We start from the raw sequence: 18,745 nt of genomic DNA on the forward strand, positions 1-18,745 counted from the left end.
CGCCAACTCGGAGACGTCACCACCCTCACCGACTCCAGCGTCATGGACCTCATCCAGTCCAAACTCCCCACCACCCCCACCGAGGACTGACCCCGCATGACGGACAAGGGGCGCCCGGCATCCGCCGGGCGCCCCTTTCGCAGGTCAGGGCCCACCGGTCCCTGCCGCCTTTCCCTCGCCCGAGAAGTTAGGTAAAGTAATCAAAGCGTCAAGAAGTCAACAAGATCCATATGGGGTGTGCCGGGAAGTCTGGTCGGCAGGTACGTAGTCCTGCCCGCTTCCGGAGGTCCCCCATCGTGACCGCGCCCCGCCCCCCGCACCCCGCCCGCAAAGCCCTCGGACGCCTGTCCCTGCCCGAGCGGACCTATGTCGCGGACGCCCTGCGCACGGAGACCGTCGGCGGCGTGCTCCTGCTCATCGCCGCCGTGACCGCCCTGATCTGGGCGAACGTCCCGGCGCTGCGCCACAGCTACGAAGCGGTCAGTCACTTCAGCTTCGGCCCCGGGGCCCTCGGCCTTGATCTGTCGGTCGCCCACTGGGCCGCCGACGGCGTCCTCGCGATCTTCTTCTTCGTCGCCGGAATCGAGCTCAAACGCGAACTGGTCGCCGGAGACCTGCGCGACCCCAAGGCGGCCGTGCTCCCCGTGGTGGCCGCCCTGTGCGGCATGGCCGTACCCGCGCTCGTCTACACCGTCACCAACCTCGCGGGACACGGCTCCACACAAGGCTGGGCGGTGCCCACCGCCACCGACATCGCCTTCGCGCTCGCCGTCCTCGCGGTGATCGGCACCTCGCTGCCCAGCGCCCTGCGCGCCTTCCTGCTCACCCTCGCCGTCGTCGACGACCTCTTCGCGATCCTGATCATCGCGATCTTCTTCACCGACCGGCTGAACTTCGCCGCGCTCGGCGGCGCGTTCCTCGGCCTCGCCGTCTTCTGGCTGCTGCTGCGCAAGGGCGTGCGCGGCTGGTACGTCTACCTGCCGCTCGCGGTCGTCAACTGGGCGCTGATGTACAACAGCGGCGTGCACGCCACCATCGCCGGTGTGGCCATGGGCCTGATGCTGCGCTGCACCACCCGCGAGGGCGAGGCGCACTCGCCCGGCGAGCGCGTCGAGCACCTGGTGCGCCCCCTGTCCGCCGGGTTCGCGGTACCGCTGTTCGCGCTGTTCAGCGCCGGTGTGGTGGTGTCCGGGCGGGCGCTCGGCGACCTGTTCACCCGACCGGAGACCCTCGGCGTGGTGCTGGGCCTGGTCCTCGGCAAGGCGCTCGGCATATTCGGCGGCACCTGGCTGACCGTCCGCTTCACCCGCGCCTCCCTGAGCGAGGACCTCGCCTGGCCGGACGTCTTCGCGGTCGCCTCGCTCGCCGGCATCGGCTTCACGGTCTCGCTGCTCATCGGCGAACTGGCCTACGACGGTGACGCGCTCCTCACCGACGAGACCAAGGCCGCCGTCCTCACCGGGTCCCTGATCGCCGCGGCCGCTGCCACCGTGCTGCTGAAGATACGCAACGCCAAATACCGGCGGCTGTGCGCGGCCGAGGACCGCGACGACGACCTCGACGGCGTCCCCGACGTCTACGAGGAGGACGATCCGGCGTACCACCTCCGCATGGCCCGGATCCTGGAGCGCAGGGCCGCCGAGCACCGGCGGATCGCCGCCGAGCGGACGGCCGCGGCGGACGACGGGCGTGCGGAAGTACCGGGCGGGGCAGGCGACGAGGGCGGCCGTCCGGCATGATCTGACGAGACGGTACAAATCAAGACGGTGACCCGGGGCGGGGCGGCGGCCCGCCCGGCAGACCCGGGGACACGAAAGAACTCGTAAGGGAGAACGCGATGAGCGCACCCGACGGCAGCCCGGTCGGCGCCGAACGCAGCATCGGCCAGCTGTTCGCCTCGGCGACGACCGATCTGTCGGCGCTGGTGCACGACGAGATCGCGCTGGCCAAGGCGCAGCTCAAGCAGGACGTGAAGCGCGGCGCGACCAGCGGCGGCGCGTTCTCGATGGCGGGCGCGGTCCTGGTCTTCTCCCTGCCGATGCTCAACTTCGCCCTGGCGTACGGCATCCGCACCTGGTCCCACTGGAACCTGGCGATCTGCTTCGTGCTGTCCTTCGCGGCAAACGTGCTCGTCGCCGGTCTGCTCGCGCTGATCGGCGTGGTGTTCGCGAAGAAGGCCAAGAAGGGCCGGGGCCCGCAGAAGGTCGCCGCGTCCATGAAGGAGTCGGCGGGCGTCCTGGGCAACGCCAAGCCGCACCCGCGCCCGGAGCTTCCCGAGGATCGGAGCCCCGCGGCCATCGAGGCTGTGGCACGCTCGTCGTCATGACGGACCCCGCTCATGACCCCGCCCATCCCTCGCTGGTACGGATCGGTCTGCCCGGACACCAGGTGATCCACCGGGACGTCGCCGCGAACGGTGCCCGCTTCCACATCGCGGAACTCGGCGACGGCCCTCTGGTGCTGCTGCTCCATGGCTTCCCGCAGTTCTGGTGGGCCTGGCGGCACCAGCTGGTCGCCCTCGCGGAGGCCGGCTACCGGGCGGTGGCCATGGATCTGCGGGGCGTCGGCGGCAGCGACCGCACCCCGCGCGGCTACGACCCGGCCAACCTCGCCCTGGACGTCACCGGTGTCATCCGCTCCCTCGGCGAGCCGGACGCCGCACTGGTCGGACACGACCTCGGCGGCTATCTGGCCTGGACCGCGGCGGCCATGCGCCCCAAGCTGGTGCGCCGGCTCGCGGTGGTGTCGATGCCGCATCCCCGGCGCTGGCGCGCGGCGATGCTGCGCGACGCCCGGCAGACGGCCGCCAACTCCTACATCTGGGGTTTCCAGCGGCCCTGGATCCCGGAGCGTCAACTCACCGCGGACGACGGGGAGCTGGTGGGCCGTCTGATCCGGGACTGGTCCGGGCCGCGCCCGCCGGAGGACGAGGCGGTGCGCATGTACCAGCGCGCCATGTGCATCCCCTCCACCGCGCACTGCTCCGTCGAGCCGTACCGCTGGCTGGTGCGCTCCCTGGCGCGCCCGGACGGCGTGCAGTTCTACCGCAGGATGAAGCGCCCGGTGCGAGTGCCCACGCTGCATCTGCACGGTTCACTCGATCCGGTGAGCCGCACCCGCAGCGCGGCCGGTTCCGGGGAGTATGTCGAAGCGCCGTACCGCTGGCGGCTGTTCGACGGGCTCGGGCATTTTCCGCACGAGGAGGACCCGGTGGCGTTCTCGACGGAGCTGATCAGCTGGCTGAAGGACCCCGAGCCCGACCGGTGACGACGCGGCGCGGAACCGATGCGTGGAGTATCCGGTTCCTCGTCACTTGTCCCCCGTTCGGCCACATGCCTGCCGCATACGCCAATTGGCCGCCGTCCAAGCGGTTATCGACCTTGGGGCGGGGGCACACGGACCGGTATGGGCTTGACGCACGACTACAGTGACGCTCCCCGCAACCGCCGCTCGGCCACGGGCCTGAGCACGCCTCAGCGAGGCACCCCGCAACTCGCGGAAGGCGAACTGCGGGTGGGGATCCCGCGCATCCTGCGCCGCCGGGCCCGCTGGGTCTCGGTGCGGCTGCGTCATCCGCGCAACTGAACCGCCCCGCGGCTCACGGCGCGCGGCGGCCCGTACCCACCTGCTCGCTCACCGCGCGCGGCGGCCCGTACCCACCCACCTGCTCGCTCACAGCGCGCAGCTGTCCGTGCCCACCTGTTCGTTCGCCGTGCGGCCGCGGGCGATGTCCGGCCGGATCTCGTCCGCCGTCAGCGCGTAACCGGTCTCGGCGTCGTCCAGGGACTTGGCGAACACCACCCCGTAGACCCTGCCGTCAGGGGTGAGCAGGGGTCCGCCGGAGTTTCCCTGGCGGACGGTCGCGTACAGCGAGTACACATCGCGGCGCACGCTGCCGCGGTGGTAGATGTCCGGGCCGTTGACCGAGATGCGCCCACGCACCCGGGCCGCGCGCACGTCGTACGAGCCGTTCTCCGGGAAGCCGGCCACGATCGCGCCGTCGCCCCCGGCCGCGTCCGGCGCGGAGAACTTCAGCGCGTCCGCCTTCAGGTCCGGTACGTCGAGTACCGCGATGTCGCGCTTCCAGTCGTACAGCACCACCTTGGCGCCGTACCGCCGCCCCACCCCGCCTATCTGCACGGTCGGCGCGTCCACCCCGCCGACGACATGCGCGTTGGTCATCACACGGCGGTCGGCGAAGACGAAGCCGGTGCCCTCCAGGACCTTGCCGCAGCTCTGCGCGGTGCCGGTGACCTTGACGATGGAGCGCTGGGCGCGGGTGGCGACCGGGCTGCCGGCGAGCGCCGGGTCCGGCGGCTGGACGTCCTTGATGGGCTCGTCGGAGAACGGGCTGAAGACCTGCGGGAAGCCGTTCTGCGCGAGCACCGAGGAGAAGTCCGCGAACCAGCCGTCGGCCTGGGCGGGCAGCGCCCGGGAGACCCCGAGCAGCACCTTGGAGCCGCGCACCTGCTTGCCGAGGGTCGGCAGGGTGGTGCCGGCCAGGGCGGAGCCGATCAGCCAGGCGACCAGGAGCATCGCCACCACGTTGACCAGCGCGCCACCCGTGGCGTCCAGGGCGCGGGCCGGGGACCAGGTGATGTGCTTGCGCAGCTTGTTGCCGAGGTGGGTGGTCAGGGCCTGGCCGACGGAGGCGCAGACGATGACCACGACCACGGCCACGACGGCGGCGGTGGTGTTCACCTCCGCGTTGCCGGTCATCGCGTCCCAGACGACGGGCAGCGCGTACACCGCCGCGAGGCCGCCGCCCAGGAAACCGATCACCGACAGGATGCCCACGACGAAGCCCTGGCGGTAGCCCACGACCGCGAACCACACGGCAGCGACCAGCAACAGGATGTCCAGCACGTTCACCGCTTCAGGCCCTCGCCTACTCCATTCCGCTTCCCGCGGCTCGGACGAGGCGTCCGGCCCGCCCCCATGGGGACGGACGGACCCTGCGTCCCCGGGAAAGAGACAGCACGGGGATCACCCTGTCATGAGCTCCAGTCGAGCGGGGCCAGCTTCTCCCGGTCCCAGGGGCGCTCCCAGCCCGCGTAGTGCAGCAGCCGGTCGATCACCCCGGCCGTGAAACCCCATACAAGGGCCGATTCGACCTGGAATGCCGGACCCCGGAATCCGCTGGGGTGGACGACGGTGGTGCGGTTGGCGGGGTCCGTGAGATCCACCACGGGGACCGTGAACACCCGCGCCGTCTCGTTCGGGTCCACCGCGCCGACCGGGCTGGGCTCGCGCCACCAGCCGAGGACGGGCGTGACGACGAAGCGGCTGACCGGGATGTACAGCCGGGGCAGCACGGCGAACGGCTGCACCCCGCGGGGGTCGAGCCCGGTCTCCTCCTCGGCCTCGCGCAGGGCGGCGCGCAGCGGGCCCTCGCCGAGCGGGTCGCCGTCCTCGGGGTCGAGGGAGCCGCCGGGGAAGGACGGCTGGCCCGCGTGCGAGCGCAGTGAGCCGGAGCGCTCCATGAGCAGCAGTTCGGGGCCGCGGGCGCCCTCGCCGAACAGGATCAGCACGGCCGACTGGCGGCCCGAGCCGTTCTCCGGCGGCAGGAAGCGGCTGAGCTGGAGGGGCTCGATGGTCTCGGCCGCGCGCGCGACCGGGTGCAGCCAGTCCGGCAGTCCCCGGCCGTTCAGCACCACCGCGTCGCCTCGCGCCTCACTGGCCCACGTCATCGCCCACCCCCGTCGTTCCGTGTCGTCCAACGCCGAGGGCGCCCAGTTCGTTCCGTCACGCGGCCCCCAGCGGCGGCGCGGGCCTGCCGCCCGCGTCCAGATAGGCCTGCGGCGGGTTGAGCCGCTGCCCGGGCAGGCCGCCCTTCTCGTACTTCAGCAGCTTCTTGGCCTTCTCCGGGTCGGTCTCGCCCTCGCCGTAGGCCGGGCAGAGCGGGGCGATCGGGCAGGCGCCGCAGGCGGGCTTGCGGGCGTGGCAGATACGGCGGCCGTGCCAGATGACGTGGTGGGACAGGTCGGTCCAGTCGCTCTTGGGGAACAGCGCGCCGACCGCGGCCTCGATCTTGTCCGGGTCGGTCTCCTCGGTCCAGCGCCAGCGGCGCACCAGCCGCTGGAAGTGCGTGTCCACGGTGATCCCGGGCCGTCCGAAGGCGTTGCCGAGCACGACGAAGGCGGTCTTGCGGCCGACGCCGGGCAGCTTGACCAGGTCCTCAAGACGCCCCGGCACCTCGCCGCCGAAGCCCTCCGCCAGCGCCTTGGAGAGCCCTATGACGGACCTGGTCTTGGCCCGGAAGAACCCGCAGGGGCGCAGGATCTCCTCGACCTCCTCCGGGTTGGCGGCGGCCAGGTCCTCGGGGGTGGGATAGCGCTTGAAGAGGCCGGGGGTCGTCTGATTGACGCGCAGATCGGTGGTCTGGGCCGACAGGACGGTCGCGACCAGCAGCTGGAAGGGGTTCTCGAAGTCCAGCTCCGGGTGGGCGTACGGGTACACCTCGGCCAGCTCGCGGTTGATCCGGCGGGCCCGGCGGACCAGGGCGGTCCGCGACTCCTTGCCCGGTGCCTCGACGGCGACCTTCCTGACGGGCGCGGCCTTCTTGACGGGCGCGGCCTTCTTCGCGGAAGGCGCCTTCGCGGCAGACGCGGCCTTCCCGGCAGACCCTGCCTTTCCTTCTGAACCGGTCTCTTCCGCCATGTCAGCCTTTTTTCTACTTTTCCCACTGCCTCCGGGGCCCTGTTCGCCCACAGCGGAATCGCGACGTACAACCACCCGCTAAGCCCCCTTGGCCTGTGCTCTCACCGGCGATTTGGACACCCGGCCAGCCTAGAGCCCGGCACCGACATCCGCCCCGGACCCCGAAGATCGGCCCCCGATTGGACCCCTGACGCTTACCCCGGCACACCGGTGCGGCATCCTTGTGACAGATCACACTGTTTGGACCGTCCGGCAAAATGAGAACACGGTCCCTGGCACACAGGGGAGAAAGATCCCCTGAGCAGGTCGACAAGGAGAAAACTCGTGGACGACGTTCTGCGGCGCAACCCGCTCTTCGCGGCGCTCGACGATGAGCAGGCCGCGGAGCTTCGCGCCTCGATGAGCGAGGTGACCCTCGCTCGCGGCGACTCCCTGTTCCACGAGGGCGACCCGGGCGACCGCCTGTATGTCGTCACCGAGGGCAAGGTCAAGCTTCACCGCACCTCCCCCGACGGCCGCGAGAACATGCTCGCCGTCGTCGGTCCCGGCGAGCTGATCGGCGAGCTGTCGCTGTTCGACCCGGGCCCGCGCACGGCCACCGCGACCGCGCTGACCGAGGTCAAGCTGCTCGGCCTCGGCCACGGCGACCTCCAGCCCTGGCTGAACGCCCGCCCCGAGGTGGCAGGCGCCCTGCTGCGCGCCGTCGCCCGCCGGCTGCGCAAGACCAATGACGCCATGTCCGACCTGGTCTTCTCCGATGTCCCCGGCCGCGTGGCGCGCGCCCTGCTCGACCTGTCGCGCCGCTTCGGCGTGCAGTCCGAAGAGGGCATCCATGTCGTCCACGACCTCACCCAGGAGGAGCTGGCCCAGCTGGTCGGCGCCTCCCGCGAGACCGTCAACAAGGCCCTGGCCGACTTCGCCCAGCGCGGCTGGCTGCGCCTGGAGGCGCGCGCGGTCATCCTGCTGGACGTGGAGCGACTGGCCAAGCGGTCCCGCTGACGCGCGGGTCCCTCCCGGTACGACATCCAGGGCGCGGCTCCTCGGGGGCCGCGCCCTGAGTCGTCCCTCCCGGTATAACCCCGCATAAACCCACTGTCCCGGCCCGGTCGGGCACGGCACGATGTCCCCATGCCCGGACCACCCGCCCCACCCCGCCCCCACGGCCTCGACCCCGACGGCTTCTTCGTCCGCGAGGGCTCCCTCGCGCGCGTGCCCGGCGCCTTCCGGCCGGTCGTGGCCGCCGTACGGGAGCGGTTGCCGGAGGTCTTCGGGGCACGGCTGGACGGGGCGTACCTCTACGGGTCGATCCCCCGGGGCACCGCGCGGGTGGGCCGCAGCGACCTGGACCTGCTGATCGTCCTGCGCGAGGAACCGGCCGCCGCCGACCGTGCCGCCGTACGAGCCCTCGGCGAGGCCCTGGACCTGGAGTTCCCGCAGATCGACGGGGCCGGGACGCTGGTGTACGGCCGGGAGCGGCTGCTGAGCGAGCCCGAGCGGTACGACATGGGCTGGTTCCTGGCCTGTCTGTGCACCCCGCTGCTCGGGACCGATCTGGCCGGGCTCCTGCCCCGGTACCGCCCCGACTCCCTGCTGGCCCGTGGGACCAACGGCGACCTCGCCCAGCTGCTGCCCCGCTGGCGGGAGCGGATCGCGGCCGCCGGGGACGACGAGGCGGCCCGGCGGCGCCTGGTGCGCTTCATGTCCCGCCATCTGGTCCGCACCGGCTTCACGCTCGTCATGACCCGCTGGAACGGCTGGACGAGCGATCTGCGCGAGATGGCCGAGGTCTGCGGGGCGTACTACCCCGAGCGGGCCGCCCAGCTGCGTACGGCGGCGGAGTACGGCCGCGAGCCCGTGGGCGACCCGCGGGTGCTGCGCGGTCATGTGGACGAGCTGGGCCCCTGGCTCGCCGCCGAGTACGCGCGCGTGCACGGCGTGAAGGACCCGGGGCCGGAAGGGAGCCCTCAGGGCCTGTAGGACAAGCCCTAGATCAGCCCGTGCTCGCCCAGGTACTCCAGCTGGGCGCGGACCGAGAGTTCCGCGGCCGGCCACAGGGAGCGGTCCACGTCGGCGTAGACATGGGCGACGACATCGGCCGCGCCGCGGTGGCCGTTCTCGACGGCGGTCTCCACCTGGGCGAGCCGGTGGGCGCGGTGGGCGAGATAGAACTCCACGGCGCCCTGGGCGTCCTCCAGGACCGGTCCGTGCCCCGGCAGCACGGTGTGCACGCCGTCGTCCACGGTGAGGGAGCGCAGCCGGCGCAGGGAGTCCAGGTAGTCGCCGAGCCGCCCGTCGGGGTGCGCCACCATCGTCGTACCGCGCCCGAGGACGGTGTCGCCGGTCAGCACCGCCCGGTCGGCCGGGAGGTGGAAGGAGAGCGAGTCCGAGGTGTGCCCGGGGGTCGGTACGACCCTCAGCTCCAGGCCGCCGGTGGTGATCACGTCGCCCGCGGCCAGGCCCTCGTCGCCGAGGCGGAGCGCCGGGTCCAGGGCCCGCACCCGGGTGCCGGTCAGCTCGGCGAAGCGGCCCGCGCCCTCGGCATGGTCCGCGTGCCCGTGCGTGAGCAGGGTCAGGGCTATCCGGCGGCCCGCCTTCTCCGCCGTGTCCACGACCGCGCGCAGATGGCCCTCGTCCAGCGGGCCCGGGTCGATCACCACGGCCAGATCGGAGTCCGGCTCGGCGAGGATCCAGGTGTTGGTGCCGTCCAGGGTCATCGCGGAGGGGTTGGGCGCGAGGACGTTGACGGCCCGCGCGGTGGCGGGTCCGGAGCCGACCGCGCCCCTGGGCCGGCCGGGCAGCGCGCTCGCGTCGGTCATGCGCGGCCTCCCCCGGTCGCGTCGGCGGGCGCCGAGCTCGACGGAACGTGCTTGGTGAACTCCTCGTGCCCCGGCCAGGACAGCACGATCTCGCCGTCCCGGAGCCGGGCGGTGGCCTGCACCGGCGTCAGATCGCGCGCCGCGGCGGCCGCGAGGGCCTCGGCGGCGGTGCCGTACGGCAGCAGCTCGCGCAGCGCCGCGATGGTGGGCGGCATCATCAGCAGCTCGCCCCGGTCGTACCCGGCGGCGGCCTCGGCCGGGCGGATCCACACCGTGCGGTCGGCCTCCGTGGAGGCGTTCCGGGTGCGCTGCCCCTGCGGGAGGACGGCCGCGAAGAACCAGGTGTCGTAGCGGCGCGACTCGAACTCCGGGGTGATCCAGCGCGCCCAGGCGCCCAGCAGGTCCGAGCGCAGCACCAGGCCGCGCCGGTGCAGGAACTCGGCGAAGGACTGCTCACGGGCGACCAGGGCGGCGCGGTCCGCCTCCCAGTCGTCGCCCGTGGTGTCGCCGACGACCGTGTCCGGGTCGGGCCCGGCGAGCAGGACGCCCGCCTCCTCGTACGTCTCCCGGACCGCCGCGCAGACGATCGCCTGGGCGCCGGCCTCGTCCACCCCGAGCCGCTCGGCCCAGGACGCGCGCGGCGGGCCCGCCCAGCGGATCCGCGTGTCGTCGTCGCGCGGGTCGACGCCGCCCCCGGGATACGCGTACGCGCCTCCGGCGAAGGCCATGGAGGCGCGTCTGCGCAGCATGTGGACGGCCGGTCCGGCCCCGGTGTCCTTCAGCAGGAGCACCGTCGCCGCGCGCTTGGGGGACACCGGGGTGAGGGTGCCGTCCGCGAGCGCGCGGATGCGGTCCGGCCACTCCGGGGGGTACCACTGACCGTTCGCCATGGCCGGAGGCTATCCCGTGTAGGGCGAATGTTCGAGAGGTACCCGAGGTGCCGGAGCGGTGCGGACGATGCGGGCGATGCCGGTGGTACGGATGGGGCGGGGCTACGGACGGTACGGATGCGGCGGGGCTACGGAACCAGTTCGACCTGGATCTCGACCTCGACCGGCGCGTCCATCGGGAGCACCGCGACGCCGACCGCGCTGCGGGCGTGCACGCCCTTGTCGCCGAGGGCCTCGGCGAGCAGCTCGCTGGCGCCGTTGATCACACCGGGCTGGCCGGTGAAGTCGGGCGCGGAGGCGACGAACCCGGTGACCTTGACCACGCGCGCGATCCGGTCCAGGTCGCCTGCGACGGACTTCACGGCCGCCAGCGCGTTCAGCGCGCAGACCCGGGCCAGGTCCTTGGCCTCGTCGGCGGTGACCTCGGCGCCCACCTTGCCGGTGACGGGCAGCTTGCCCTCGACCATCGGCAGCTGGCCCGCGGTGTACACGTAGACACCGGACTGCACGGCCGGCTGGTACGCGGCCAGCGGCGGTACGACCTCCGGCAGGCTCAGGCCCAGACCGGCCAGCTTCTCCTCGACCGCGCTCATGCCTGCTTCTCCCGCTTCAGGTAGGCGACCAGCTGCTCGGGGTTCGGCCCGGGCACGACCTGGACGAGCTCCCAGCCGTCCTCGCCCCAGTTGTCCAGAATCTGCTTCGTGGCATGGACGAGCAGCGGCACGGTTGAGTATTCCCACTTGGTCATGGGCCGACTGTATCCGCTGTGACCGATCACTCCCTCGTCGTCTCCCCGTTATCCACAGCCTCCCGCGTGACGGTCGGCCGGACTGGTTAGTCTCGAAGACGTGAGCAGGCTCCAGGTCGTCAGCGGCAAGGGCGGGACCGGAAAGACGACGGTCGCCGCCGCACTCGCGCTGGCCCTCGCGACCGAGGGGAAGCGGACGCTTCTCGTGGAGGTCGAGGGCCGGCAGGGCATCGCACAGCTCTTCGAGACGGAGGCGTTGCCGTACGAGGAGCGGAAGATCGCGGTCGCTCCCGGGGGCGGGGAGGTGTACGCACTGGCCATAGACCCCGAACTGGCCCTTCTGGACTACCTCCAGATGTTCTACAAGCTGGGCGGCGCGGGCAGAGCCCTGAAGAAGCTCGGCGCCATCGACTTCGCCACCACCATCGCGCCCGGCATCCGGGACGTCCTGCTCACCGGCAAGGCGTGCGAGGCGGTGCGCCGCAAGGACCGCGCCGGCCGGTTCGTCTACGACTACGTGGTCATGGACGCGCCCCCGACCGGCCGTGTCACCCGCTTCCTCAATGTCAACGACGAGGTGGCGGGCCTGGCGAAGATCGGCCCGATACACAATCAGGCGCAGGCCGTGATGCGGGTCCTCAAGTCGCCGGAGACCGCGGTGCACCTGGTGACGCTGCTGGAGGAGATGCCGGTCCAGGAGACCGCCGACGGCATCGCCGAACTGCGGGCGGCGCGGCTGCCGGTGGGCCGGGTCATCGTGAACATGGTGCGGCCCGAGGTGTTGGACGCCGCGGACCTGGAACTCGTACGGACGGTGGACCACTCCGCCGTGGCCCGGTCCCTGTCGGCCGCCGGCCTCGGCGGCGCGCGGCGCGGCGGGAACGCGGAGAAACTGGTGGACCCGCTGCTGGCCCAGGCCGCGGAGTACGCGGAGCGCCACGCCCTGGAGCAGGAGCAGCGCGGGGTGCTCGGCGAGCTGGGCCTGCCCCTGCACGAACTGCCGCTGCTCGCCGAGGGAATGGACCTGGCGGGCCTGTACGAACTCGCCGCCGAGCTGCGCGAGCAGGAGGTGTCATGACAGCCGAGGAGCAGGGCGCGGCCGGGGAGAGCGCGGCGGCGGCCGGGGACCGGGGCGAGAGCCGCGACAAGGCCGGGGGCCAGGAGAAGGCCGGGAGCCGAGAGAAGGCCGGGAGCCGAGAGAAGGCCGGGAGCCGAGAGAAGGCCGGGGGCCGCGACACGGCCGAGGGCCGGGAGAAGGCCGGGAGCCGGGAGAAGGCCGAGGAGCGTGGGGCGGCCGGGGAGCGGGGCGCGGCCGAGGGGCGGGAGGCGGCGGCCCGGCGGCTGGCCACCTCCCGGGTGCTGGACGTCGACGCGCTGCTGGACGACCCGAAGACGCGCATCGTGGTGTGCTGCGGCTCCGGCGGCGTCGGCAAGACGACCACCGCGGCCGCCCTGGGCCTGCGCGCCGCCGAGCGGGGCCGCAAGGTGGTCGTGCTCACCATCGACCCGGCCCGCAGGCTGGCCCAGTCGATGGGCATCGACTCCCTCGACAACGTGCCCCGCCGGGTCAAGGGCACCGACGGCGCCGGCGAGCTGCACGCCATGATGCTCGACATGAAGCGCACCTTCGACGAGGTCGTGGAGGCGCACGCGGACCGCGAGCGGGCGGCCGCGATCCTGGCGAACCCCTTCTACCAGTCGCTCTCGGCGGGCTTCGCGGGCACGCAGGAGTACATGGCGATGGAGAAGCTGGGCCAGCTGCGGGCGCGGGACGAATGGGACCTGATCGTGGTCGACACGCCGCCCTCCCGCTCGGCCCTGGACTTCCTGGACGCCCCCAAGCGGCTCGGCTCCTTCCTGGACGGCCGGCTGATCCGCCTGCTCACCGCCCCCGCCAAGCTGGGCGGCCGCGCGGGCATGGCGTTCCTGAACGTCGGGATGTCGATGATGACCGGCACCCTGGGCAAGCTGCTCGGCGGCCAACTCCTCAAGGACGTGCAGACGTTCGTGTCCGCGATGGACACCACCTTCGGCGGCTTCCGCACCCGCGCGGACGCCACGTACAAGCTGCTCCAGGCGCCCGGTACGGCGTTCCTGGTGGTGGCGGCCCCGGAGCGGGACGCGCTGCGCGAGGCCGCGTACTTCGTGGAGCGGCTGGCCGCGGAGGACATGCCGCTGGTGGGTCTTGTGCTCAACCGGGTGCACGGCAGCGGCGCGGGCCGGCTGTCGGCCGAGCGGGCGCTGGACGCCGCGGAAAATCTTGCGGACCCCGGCATTGTGGATCAGGGGGACGGGAAAGCTGGACTTCGTAACTCTCCCGAAACGTACGGCAGTTCAGAACCTCCCGCAGCCGAGGCCGCAACCGGTACCGACACGTCCGGCGCTTCCCCCGACGGCTCCCCCGCCGACCAGGAACGTTCCGTCGACCGGCTCGCCGAGGGCCTGCTGAGGCTGCACGCCGAACGCATGCATCTCCTGGCGCGCGAGCAGCGCACGCGCGACCGCTTCACCGCCCGCCACCCCGAGGTGGCGGTGGTCGACGTACCCGCCCTGCCCGGCGATGTGCACGACCTCACGGGCCTGCGCGACATCGGCGACCGCCTCGCGGCGGGCGCGCCCACGGAGCGCCCGGAACCGTCGTAGCGGGCGCGGCCCGGCACAGCGGGCGCGATCGCTCCCGCCCTGGGCTCTCGGCCGAACCCGAGGCGTGTGGGCCGCGAGGTCCGCGGGACCCGCGGCGCTGGGCCTGCGGTGTGCTCGGCCTGCTGCGTACTTGACCTGCTGCGTGCTGGACCCGTGCCCGCGGTCCTCAGCTCACGGCCGCGTAGTTCTCGTACACCTCGTCGCTGTCGAGGCTCACGAACCCGCCGCCGCGCTCGTACTCGGAGCGGGCGGTCTCCAGCAGCCTGCGCCAGGAGGTCACGGTGGGCCGGCGGCGCAGCAGTGCGCGGCGCTCCCGCTCGGTCATGCCTCCCCACACGCCGAACTCGACGCGATTGTCCAGCGCATCGGCCAGGCACTCGGTGCGTACCGGGCATCCGGTGCACACCGCCTTGGCTCTGTTCTGCGCTGCTCCTTGAACGAACAGTTCATCCGGATCGGTAGTGCGGCAGGCAGCCTGCGCACTCCAGTCGGTTACCCAGCCCATACCGGCGCCGTCCTCTCCCGAATCGAGGCTCCCCCACGGCGGCAGCGGCATATTCACCGCCGCCAGTTGAGGACGTTACGGAAGGTGGGCACAGCGCAACACCCCCGTCGGGCCCAATCTTGAATGGCCCGAACGGACTATGGGTAAGCGGCAGATCACCCGCGGGAGTGAGCTGGCGACATATGCGACTGTCCCGGCAAACCAGGACAGCTACGGTGCGCTACAGCGGGCACCAGGTGACACACGAGGCGCAATCGGACACGTCTCGGGGCACGACACGGGCGGTTCGCAACGGTTCGGGACGCCGGACGGAGTGGTACGGGGCCGCACTGCTGTGACAGTTGAGAGCAGCTTAGGCCAAGGGCTGCACGCCTGTCCGGGAAATGGAAACGTAGGCAGGTCAGGGGGCACGCGGGGCCTCGTACCGGTCACGGAACATCCCGAAGGCAAGCCGCTCCCTCAAAACGCTCAGGAGTACGGATTAGGCTGCCCCCATGCCAAAGAAGCGCTCGGGCGGTGGTCTGTCGCCGTTGCAGCAGGCCGCGAAGTTCCTCGGTGTCAGTGTGCTCGCGGGAGCCGTGATGGCGGGCATCGCACTGCCCGCGGCCGGCGCCCTGGGCCTCGCGGCCAAGGGCTCGGTCAAGAGCTTCGACGAGATCCCGGCCAACCTGAAGAGTCCCCAGCTCAGTCAGCGCACGACGATCCTGGACGCCAAGGGCGGCCAGATCGCGAGCGTGTACAGCCGGGACCGTACGGTGGTCGACCTCAAGGACATCTCGCCGTACATGCAGAAGGCGATCGTCGCGATCGAGGACTCGCGCTTCTACCAGCACGGCGCGATCGACCTCAAGGGCGTGCTGCGCGCCCTGAACAAGAACGCGCAGGAGGGCGGGGTCGCGCAGGGCGCCTCCACGCTCACCCAGCAGCTGGTGAAGAACTACTTCATCGAGGAGGCCGGCGACGACCCGACGAAGGTCGCCGAGGCCACCCAGCAGACCATGGGCCGCAAGGTCCGCGAGCTGAAGTACGCGATCCAGATCGAGGAACAGCTCGGCAAGAAGAAGATCCTCGAGAACTATCTGAACATCACCTTCTTCGGCGAGCAGGCCTACGGTGTGGAGGCCGCCTCCGAGCGGTACTTCTCCAAGCACGCCAAGGACCTGACCCTCCAGGAGTCCGCGCTGCTGGCCGGCATCGTGCAGTCCCCGAGCCGCTACGACCCGGTCAACGACGAGGCGGAGGCCACCAAGCGCCGCAACATCGTGCTCCAGCGGATGGCGGAACTGGGTGACATCTCCCCGCAGGAGGCCGCCCAGGCCAAGCGCCAGCCGCTCGGCCTCAAGCCCAGCCAGCCCAAGAACGGCTGCATCACCGCGGTCCAGGGCGCCGGCTTCTTCTGCGACTACGTGCGCGAGGTCTTCCTCACCGACCCGGCCTTCGGCAAGACCAAGGAGGCGCGCGCCAAGCTGTGGAACCAGGGCGGTCTGACGATCCGTACGACGCTCGACCCGCAGTCCCAGCAGTCCGTGCAGAACTCCATCAAGAACCACGTCTACAAGTCCGACCAGGTGGCGACGGCCGCGACGATCGTCGAGCCCGGCACCGGCAAGATCCTCGCCATGGGCCAGTCCCGGCCGTACGGCTTCGGCACGAACGAGACGCAGATCAACCTGTCGGTGAACCAGGGCATGGGCGGCGGCGCGGGCTACCAGCCGGGTTCGACGTTCAAGCCGATCGTCGCGGCGGCCGCGATCGAGGGCGGCAAGTCCCCGGCGCAGCAGTACCCGTCGCCGTACGAGATGCCGTATCCGAGCCCGGTGGCCGCCTGCAACGGCAAGACCTGGCGCAACGACCCGGCCAAGCCGGCCACGCTGACCAACGAGAACGAGTCGGAGCACGGGCCGTACGGCATGAAGGAGGCGACCGCCAAGTCGGTCAACACCTACTACGTGCAGCTGATCAGCGACATCGGCATCTGCCCGGTGATCGACATGGCGAAGAAGATGGGCGTGGCGCGCGCCGACGGCCGCCAGATCGACCAGGCCCCCTCCATCGCGCTCGGCACCCAGGAGATGTCCCCGCTGACGATGGCGAACGCGTACGCCACCTTCGCCTCGCGCGGCATGTACTGCACCCCGGTCGCCATCGAGTCGGTCACCCAGACGACCGGCAGCCGGGTGAAGTCCCTGCCGGTGCCGCGTTCGACCTGCTCGCGCGCGATGTCCGAGAAGACGGCGGACACCGTCAGCACGCTTCTCAAGGGCGTGGTCGAGGACGGCACCGGCCAGGAGGCGGGCCTCGGCGACCGCCCGAGCGCGGGCAAGACCGGTACGACGGACGAGCGCTTCGCCGCCTGGTTCGTCGGCTACACCCCGAACATGGCGGGCGCGGTCTGGGTCGGCGACCCGCGGCACCAGCGCAAGATGATCAACATCACCATCGGCGGCATTCCGCACGACAAGGTCTACGGCGGTGAGGTCCCCGGCCCGATCTGGCGCGACATGATGAACGGCGCCCTGGAGGGCAAGCCGACAGAGGACTTCAACCTGGTCGACATCCCGGACGACAAGGGCTCCGGCGACAACCACCAGGGGCAGGGCCAGGGACAGGCCAACGGCGGGCAGCACGGCGGCGCCGACGGGGGCGGCCACGGACAGCTGATCGGCGGCCTGCTCGGCGGTCTGACCGGCGGCGGCGCGACCGGCGGCGGCCCCGGCGACATCGGCGGCACGGTGCCGTCCGCGCCCGGCAACGTCGTCCAGGGGCAGACGAACGGCGGGGCGAACGGCCGGGCGGTCGGGGGGACCGGCGGTCGCCGCTAGCCCTTCCAGGAGGTACGACGATGGGGCCGCACCCTTTTGTTCCGGGGGTGCGGCCCCATCGTCGTACCGTCGTGCTGTCGTACTGCCTTCCCGGTCGGTCGCCTTCCCGGTCGCCTTCCCGGTCCCGGGGTCAGCCCTGGAGGAGCTTCTTCACCGCGGCGGCGACGCGGCCGCCCTCGGCCTGGCCGGCCACCTTGGGGTTCACGATCTTCATGACGGCACCCATGGCCCGCGGCCCCTCGGCACCCGCCGCCCTGGCCTCCGCGACGGCCTGGGAGACGATCGCGTCCAGCTCCTCGTCGGACAGCTGCTGGGGCAGGTACTCGGCGAGCACCTCGCCCTCCGCCTTCTCGCGCTCGGCCGACTCGGCGCGGCCGCCCTTCGCGAAGGCCTCGGCCGCCTCGCGGCGCTTCTTCGCCTCGCGGGTGATCACCTTGAGGACCTCGTCGTCGGACAGCTCCCGCTTCTGCTTGCCCGCGACCTCCTCATTGGTGATCGCCGAGAGGGTCAGCCGGAGCGTGGAGGAGCGGAGCTCGTTGCGCTCCTTGATCGCGGCGTTGAGGTCGTCCTGCAGCTTCGACTTGAGCGTGGTGGTCATGTGCTCGATTGTCTCAGGTGCGGGGCCCGGGGTGCCCGCCGATTTAGCGGGCGGCCGGTCCCGGGTGGCGGGCGCGGTCTGACACGATGGTCATATGCGCGCGCGATACGGAATTCCCCTGGGAATCATGGCGGCAGGCGCCGCCGGCCTGGCGTACTCGGTGGGCTTCGAGGCCCGCTCCTTCCGCCTGCGGCGGGTGACCGTCCCCGTCCTGCCGCCGGGTATGCACCCACTGCGCGTGCTCCAGGTCTCCGACATCCACATGGTCGGCGGCCAGCGCAAGAAGCAGCGCTGGCTGCGCTCGCTGGCGGGACTGCGCCCGGACTTCGTGATCAACACCGGCGACAACCTGTCGGACCCGGAGGGCGTGCCGGAGGTGCTGGACGCGCTGGGCCCGCTGATGGAGTTCCCGGGGGCGTACGTCTTCGGCTCCAACGACTACTACGGCCCCAAACTCCGCAACCCCGCCCGCTACTTGCTGGAGAAGACCAGCGGCCGCCACGGCCTGAACGGCAACGCGCCGGCGGTCGCCGCGATCCACAACCCGTGGGAGGACCTGCGGGACGGCTTCGACCAGGCGGGCTGGCTGAATCTGACCAACACCCGCGGCGCCCTGAAGATCGAGGGCGTGTCGATCGAGCTGACCGGCCTGGACGACCCGCACATCAAGCGCGACCGCTACGCCAAGGTGGCCGGCGGGCCGACGCAGTCGTACGACTTCTCGCTCGGCGTGGTCCACGCCCCCTACCTGCGCGTCCTGGACGCCTTCACCGCGGACGACTACCCGCTGATCCTGGCCGGCCACACGCACGGCGGGCAGCTGTGCATCCCCTTCTACGGCGCTCTGGTCACCAACTGCGACCTGGACACGGACCGGGTGAAGGGCCTGTCCACGCACACGGCGGAGGGCCGTACCTCCTATCTGCATGTCTCGGCGGGCTGCGGCACCAACCGCTACACCCCGGTCCGCTTCGCCTGCCCCCCGGAGGCGACGCTGCTGACGCTGGTGCCGAGGTCGTAACTCACCTGGCGTAGCCCACATGGCCCGCACGGGCGCCCCTTC

At 71.7% G+C, this 18,745-nt stretch carries 19 protein-coding genes; 10 read left to right on the plus strand and 9 right to left on the minus strand.

All coding sequences use genetic code 11. The features are described 5' to 3' along the window. The first annotated feature begins 296 nt into the window (after positions 1 to 296). From nhaA to AB0N90_RS13295, 4 genes are all read left to right on the plus strand, one after another. Complete coding sequence (nhaA, locus tag AB0N90_RS13280; protein WP_365195835.1) at positions 297 to 1,739, plus strand: Na+/H+ antiporter NhaA; 1,443 nt, start codon at positions 297 to 299, stop codon at positions 1,737 to 1,739. Between the two features lie 98 nt (positions 1,740 to 1,837). Continuing rightward, a complete protein-coding gene (locus AB0N90_RS13285; RefSeq protein WP_365195838.1) occupies positions 1,838 to 2,326 on the plus strand; it encodes a phage holin family protein in 489 nt (162 codons plus the stop codon). Beyond that, positions 2,323 to 3,267, plus strand: coding sequence for an alpha/beta hydrolase (locus AB0N90_RS13290; protein ID WP_365195841.1), 945 nt, complete (start codon positions 2,323 to 2,325; stop codon positions 3,265 to 3,267). Before AB0N90_RS13285 ends, AB0N90_RS13290 begins: the two co-directional genes overlap by 4 nt. Before the next feature lie 138 nt (positions 3,268 to 3,405). Next, on the plus strand, positions 3,406 to 3,585 hold the full coding sequence (locus AB0N90_RS13295; protein ID WP_085565843.1) for a hypothetical protein: 180 nt from the start codon (positions 3,406 to 3,408) through the stop codon (positions 3,583 to 3,585). A gap of 87 nt (positions 3,586 to 3,672) precedes the next feature. Here AB0N90_RS13295 and AB0N90_RS13300 read toward each other — a convergent pair whose 3' ends face one another. From AB0N90_RS13300 to nth, 3 genes are all read right to left on the minus strand, one after another. Beyond that, positions 3,673 to 4,872: a MarP family serine protease gene (locus AB0N90_RS13300; protein ID WP_361672633.1), complete on the minus strand. Its 1,200-nt coding sequence runs from the start codon at positions 4,870 to 4,872 to the stop codon at positions 3,673 to 3,675. A gap of 122 nt (positions 4,873 to 4,994) precedes the next feature. Further along, a complete protein-coding gene (locus AB0N90_RS13305; protein ID WP_365195843.1) occupies positions 4,995 to 5,690 on the minus strand; it encodes a CoA pyrophosphatase in 696 nt (231 codons plus the stop codon). A 55-nt stretch (positions 5,691 to 5,745) separates the two neighbouring features. After that, on the minus strand, positions 5,746 to 6,660 hold the full coding sequence (nth, locus tag AB0N90_RS13310; protein WP_365195846.1) for an endonuclease III: 915 nt from the start codon (positions 6,658 to 6,660) through the stop codon (positions 5,746 to 5,748). 324 nt (positions 6,661 to 6,984) lie between these two features. Here nth and AB0N90_RS13315 point away from each other — a divergent pair, with 324 nt between their 5' ends. Next, positions 6,985 to 7,659 (plus strand): Crp/Fnr family transcriptional regulator, encoded by a 675-nt coding sequence (locus tag AB0N90_RS13315; protein ID WP_014674022.1) that lies wholly within the window; start codon positions 6,985 to 6,987, stop codon positions 7,657 to 7,659. A gap of 129 nt (positions 7,660 to 7,788) precedes the next feature. Further along, complete coding sequence (locus AB0N90_RS13320) at positions 7,789 to 8,637, plus strand: nucleotidyltransferase domain-containing protein (protein WP_365195848.1); 849 nt, start codon at positions 7,789 to 7,791, stop codon at positions 8,635 to 8,637. Between the two features lie 8 nt (positions 8,638 to 8,645). Here the strand turns inward: AB0N90_RS13320 and AB0N90_RS13325 are convergent, their stop codons facing one another. From AB0N90_RS13325 to AB0N90_RS13340, 4 genes are all read right to left on the minus strand, one after another. Next, positions 8,646 to 9,476, minus strand: coding sequence for an MBL fold metallo-hydrolase (locus tag AB0N90_RS13325; protein ID WP_365195851.1), 831 nt, complete (start codon positions 9,474 to 9,476; stop codon positions 8,646 to 8,648). Next, the gene (locus tag AB0N90_RS13330) at positions 9,473 to 10,366 is read right to left on the minus strand and encodes an NUDIX hydrolase (protein ID WP_361672621.1); all 894 of its coding nucleotides are present in this window, start codon (positions 10,364 to 10,366) and stop codon (positions 9,473 to 9,475) included. Before AB0N90_RS13330 ends, AB0N90_RS13325 begins: the two co-directional genes overlap by 4 nt. A gap of 128 nt (positions 10,367 to 10,494) precedes the next feature. Next, the gene (locus AB0N90_RS13335) at positions 10,495 to 10,959 is read right to left on the minus strand and encodes a RidA family protein (protein ID WP_085565836.1); all 465 of its coding nucleotides are present in this window, start codon (positions 10,957 to 10,959) and stop codon (positions 10,495 to 10,497) included. Beyond that, complete coding sequence (locus AB0N90_RS13340; protein WP_018547934.1) at positions 10,956 to 11,114, minus strand: DUF4177 domain-containing protein; 159 nt, start codon at positions 11,112 to 11,114, stop codon at positions 10,956 to 10,958. The genes AB0N90_RS13335 and AB0N90_RS13340 overlap by 4 nt, the downstream gene beginning before the upstream one ends. A gap of 100 nt (positions 11,115 to 11,214) precedes the next feature. On the opposite strand from AB0N90_RS13340, the gene AB0N90_RS13345 reads away from it, so the two are divergent. Both AB0N90_RS13345 and AB0N90_RS13350 read left to right on the plus strand, forming a co-directional pair. Further along, positions 11,215 to 12,192 carry an ArsA-related P-loop ATPase gene (locus AB0N90_RS13345; RefSeq protein WP_085565835.1) on the plus strand — a complete coding sequence of 326 codons (978 nt, stop codon included), beginning with the start codon at positions 11,215 to 11,217 and terminating at the stop codon, positions 12,190 to 12,192. Beyond that, positions 12,189 to 13,757 carry an ArsA family ATPase gene (locus AB0N90_RS13350; protein WP_365195853.1) on the plus strand — a complete coding sequence of 523 codons (1,569 nt, stop codon included), beginning with the start codon at positions 12,189 to 12,191 and terminating at the stop codon, positions 13,755 to 13,757. Before AB0N90_RS13345 ends, AB0N90_RS13350 begins: the two co-directional genes overlap by 4 nt. Positions 13,758 to 13,923: 166 nt before the next feature. On the opposite strand, the gene wblA is transcribed toward AB0N90_RS13350, so the two are convergent. Further along, positions 13,924 to 14,262, minus strand: coding sequence for a transcriptional regulator WblA (wblA, locus tag AB0N90_RS13355; RefSeq protein ID WP_361672700.1), 339 nt, complete (start codon positions 14,260 to 14,262; stop codon positions 13,924 to 13,926). Between the two features lie 494 nt (positions 14,263 to 14,756). Here wblA and AB0N90_RS13360 point away from each other — a divergent pair, with 494 nt between their 5' ends. Continuing rightward, a complete protein-coding gene (locus tag AB0N90_RS13360) occupies positions 14,757 to 17,084 on the plus strand; it encodes a transglycosylase domain-containing protein (RefSeq protein WP_361672615.1) in 2,328 nt (775 codons plus the stop codon). 130 nt (positions 17,085 to 17,214) lie between these two features. On the opposite strand, the gene AB0N90_RS13365 is transcribed toward AB0N90_RS13360, so the two are convergent. Continuing rightward, the gene (locus tag AB0N90_RS13365) at positions 17,215 to 17,682 is read right to left on the minus strand and encodes a GatB/YqeY domain-containing protein (RefSeq protein WP_361672613.1); all 468 of its coding nucleotides are present in this window, start codon (positions 17,680 to 17,682) and stop codon (positions 17,215 to 17,217) included. 94 nt (positions 17,683 to 17,776) lie between these two features. On the opposite strand from AB0N90_RS13365, the gene AB0N90_RS13370 reads away from it, so the two are divergent. Then, positions 17,777 to 18,703 (plus strand): metallophosphoesterase, encoded by a 927-nt coding sequence (locus AB0N90_RS13370; protein WP_365195855.1) that lies wholly within the window; start codon positions 17,777 to 17,779, stop codon positions 18,701 to 18,703. Positions 18,704 to 18,745: the final 42 nt, after the last annotated feature.

Source organism: Streptomyces sp. NPDC093018, from assembly GCF_040684035.1.
In the GTDB taxonomy this organism is placed as follows: domain Bacteria; phylum Actinomycetota; class Actinomycetes; order Streptomycetales; family Streptomycetaceae; genus Streptomyces; species Streptomyces murinus.

Bases quoted from the DNA above. Each gene is read 5' to 3' on its own strand.
- AB0N90_RS13285 (WP_365195838.1), top strand. From the start codon at position 1,838: ATGAGCGCACCCGACGGCAGCCCGGTCGGCGCCGAACGCAGCATCGGC.
- AB0N90_RS13290 (WP_365195841.1), top strand. From the start codon at position 2,323: ATGACGGACCCCGCTCATGACCCCGCCCATCCCTCGCTGGTACGGATC.
- AB0N90_RS13295 (WP_085565843.1), top strand. From the start codon at position 3,406: ATGGGCTTGACGCACGACTACAGTGACGCTCCCCGCAACCGCCGCTCG.
- AB0N90_RS13305 (WP_365195843.1), bottom strand. From the start codon at position 5,690: ATGACGTGGGCCAGTGAGGCGCGAGGCGACGCGGTGGTGCTGAACGGC.
- nth (WP_365195846.1), bottom strand. From the start codon at position 6,660: ATGGCGGAAGAGACCGGTTCAGAAGGAAAGGCAGGGTCTGCCGGGAAG.
- AB0N90_RS13320 (WP_365195848.1), top strand. From the start codon at position 7,789: ATGCCCGGACCACCCGCCCCACCCCGCCCCCACGGCCTCGACCCCGAC.
- AB0N90_RS13325 (WP_365195851.1), bottom strand. From the start codon at position 9,476: ATGACCGACGCGAGCGCGCTGCCCGGCCGGCCCAGGGGCGCGGTCGGC.
- AB0N90_RS13330 (WP_361672621.1), bottom strand. From the start codon at position 10,366: ATGGCGAACGGTCAGTGGTACCCCCCGGAGTGGCCGGACCGCATCCGC.
- AB0N90_RS13335 (WP_085565836.1), bottom strand. From the start codon at position 10,959: ATGAGCGCGGTCGAGGAGAAGCTGGCCGGTCTGGGCCTGAGCCTGCCG.
- AB0N90_RS13340 (WP_018547934.1), bottom strand. From the start codon at position 11,114: ATGACCAAGTGGGAATACTCAACCGTGCCGCTGCTCGTCCATGCCACG.
- AB0N90_RS13350 (WP_365195853.1), top strand. From the start codon at position 12,189: ATGACAGCCGAGGAGCAGGGCGCGGCCGGGGAGAGCGCGGCGGCGGCC.
- wblA (WP_361672700.1), bottom strand. From the start codon at position 14,262: ATGGGCTGGGTAACCGACTGGAGTGCGCAGGCTGCCTGCCGCACTACC.
- AB0N90_RS13360 (WP_361672615.1), top strand. From the start codon at position 14,757: ATGCCAAAGAAGCGCTCGGGCGGTGGTCTGTCGCCGTTGCAGCAGGCC.
- AB0N90_RS13365 (WP_361672613.1), bottom strand. From the start codon at position 17,682: ATGACCACCACGCTCAAGTCGAAGCTGCAGGACGACCTCAACGCCGCG.
- AB0N90_RS13370 (WP_365195855.1), top strand. From the start codon at position 17,777: ATGCGCGCGCGATACGGAATTCCCCTGGGAATCATGGCGGCAGGCGCC.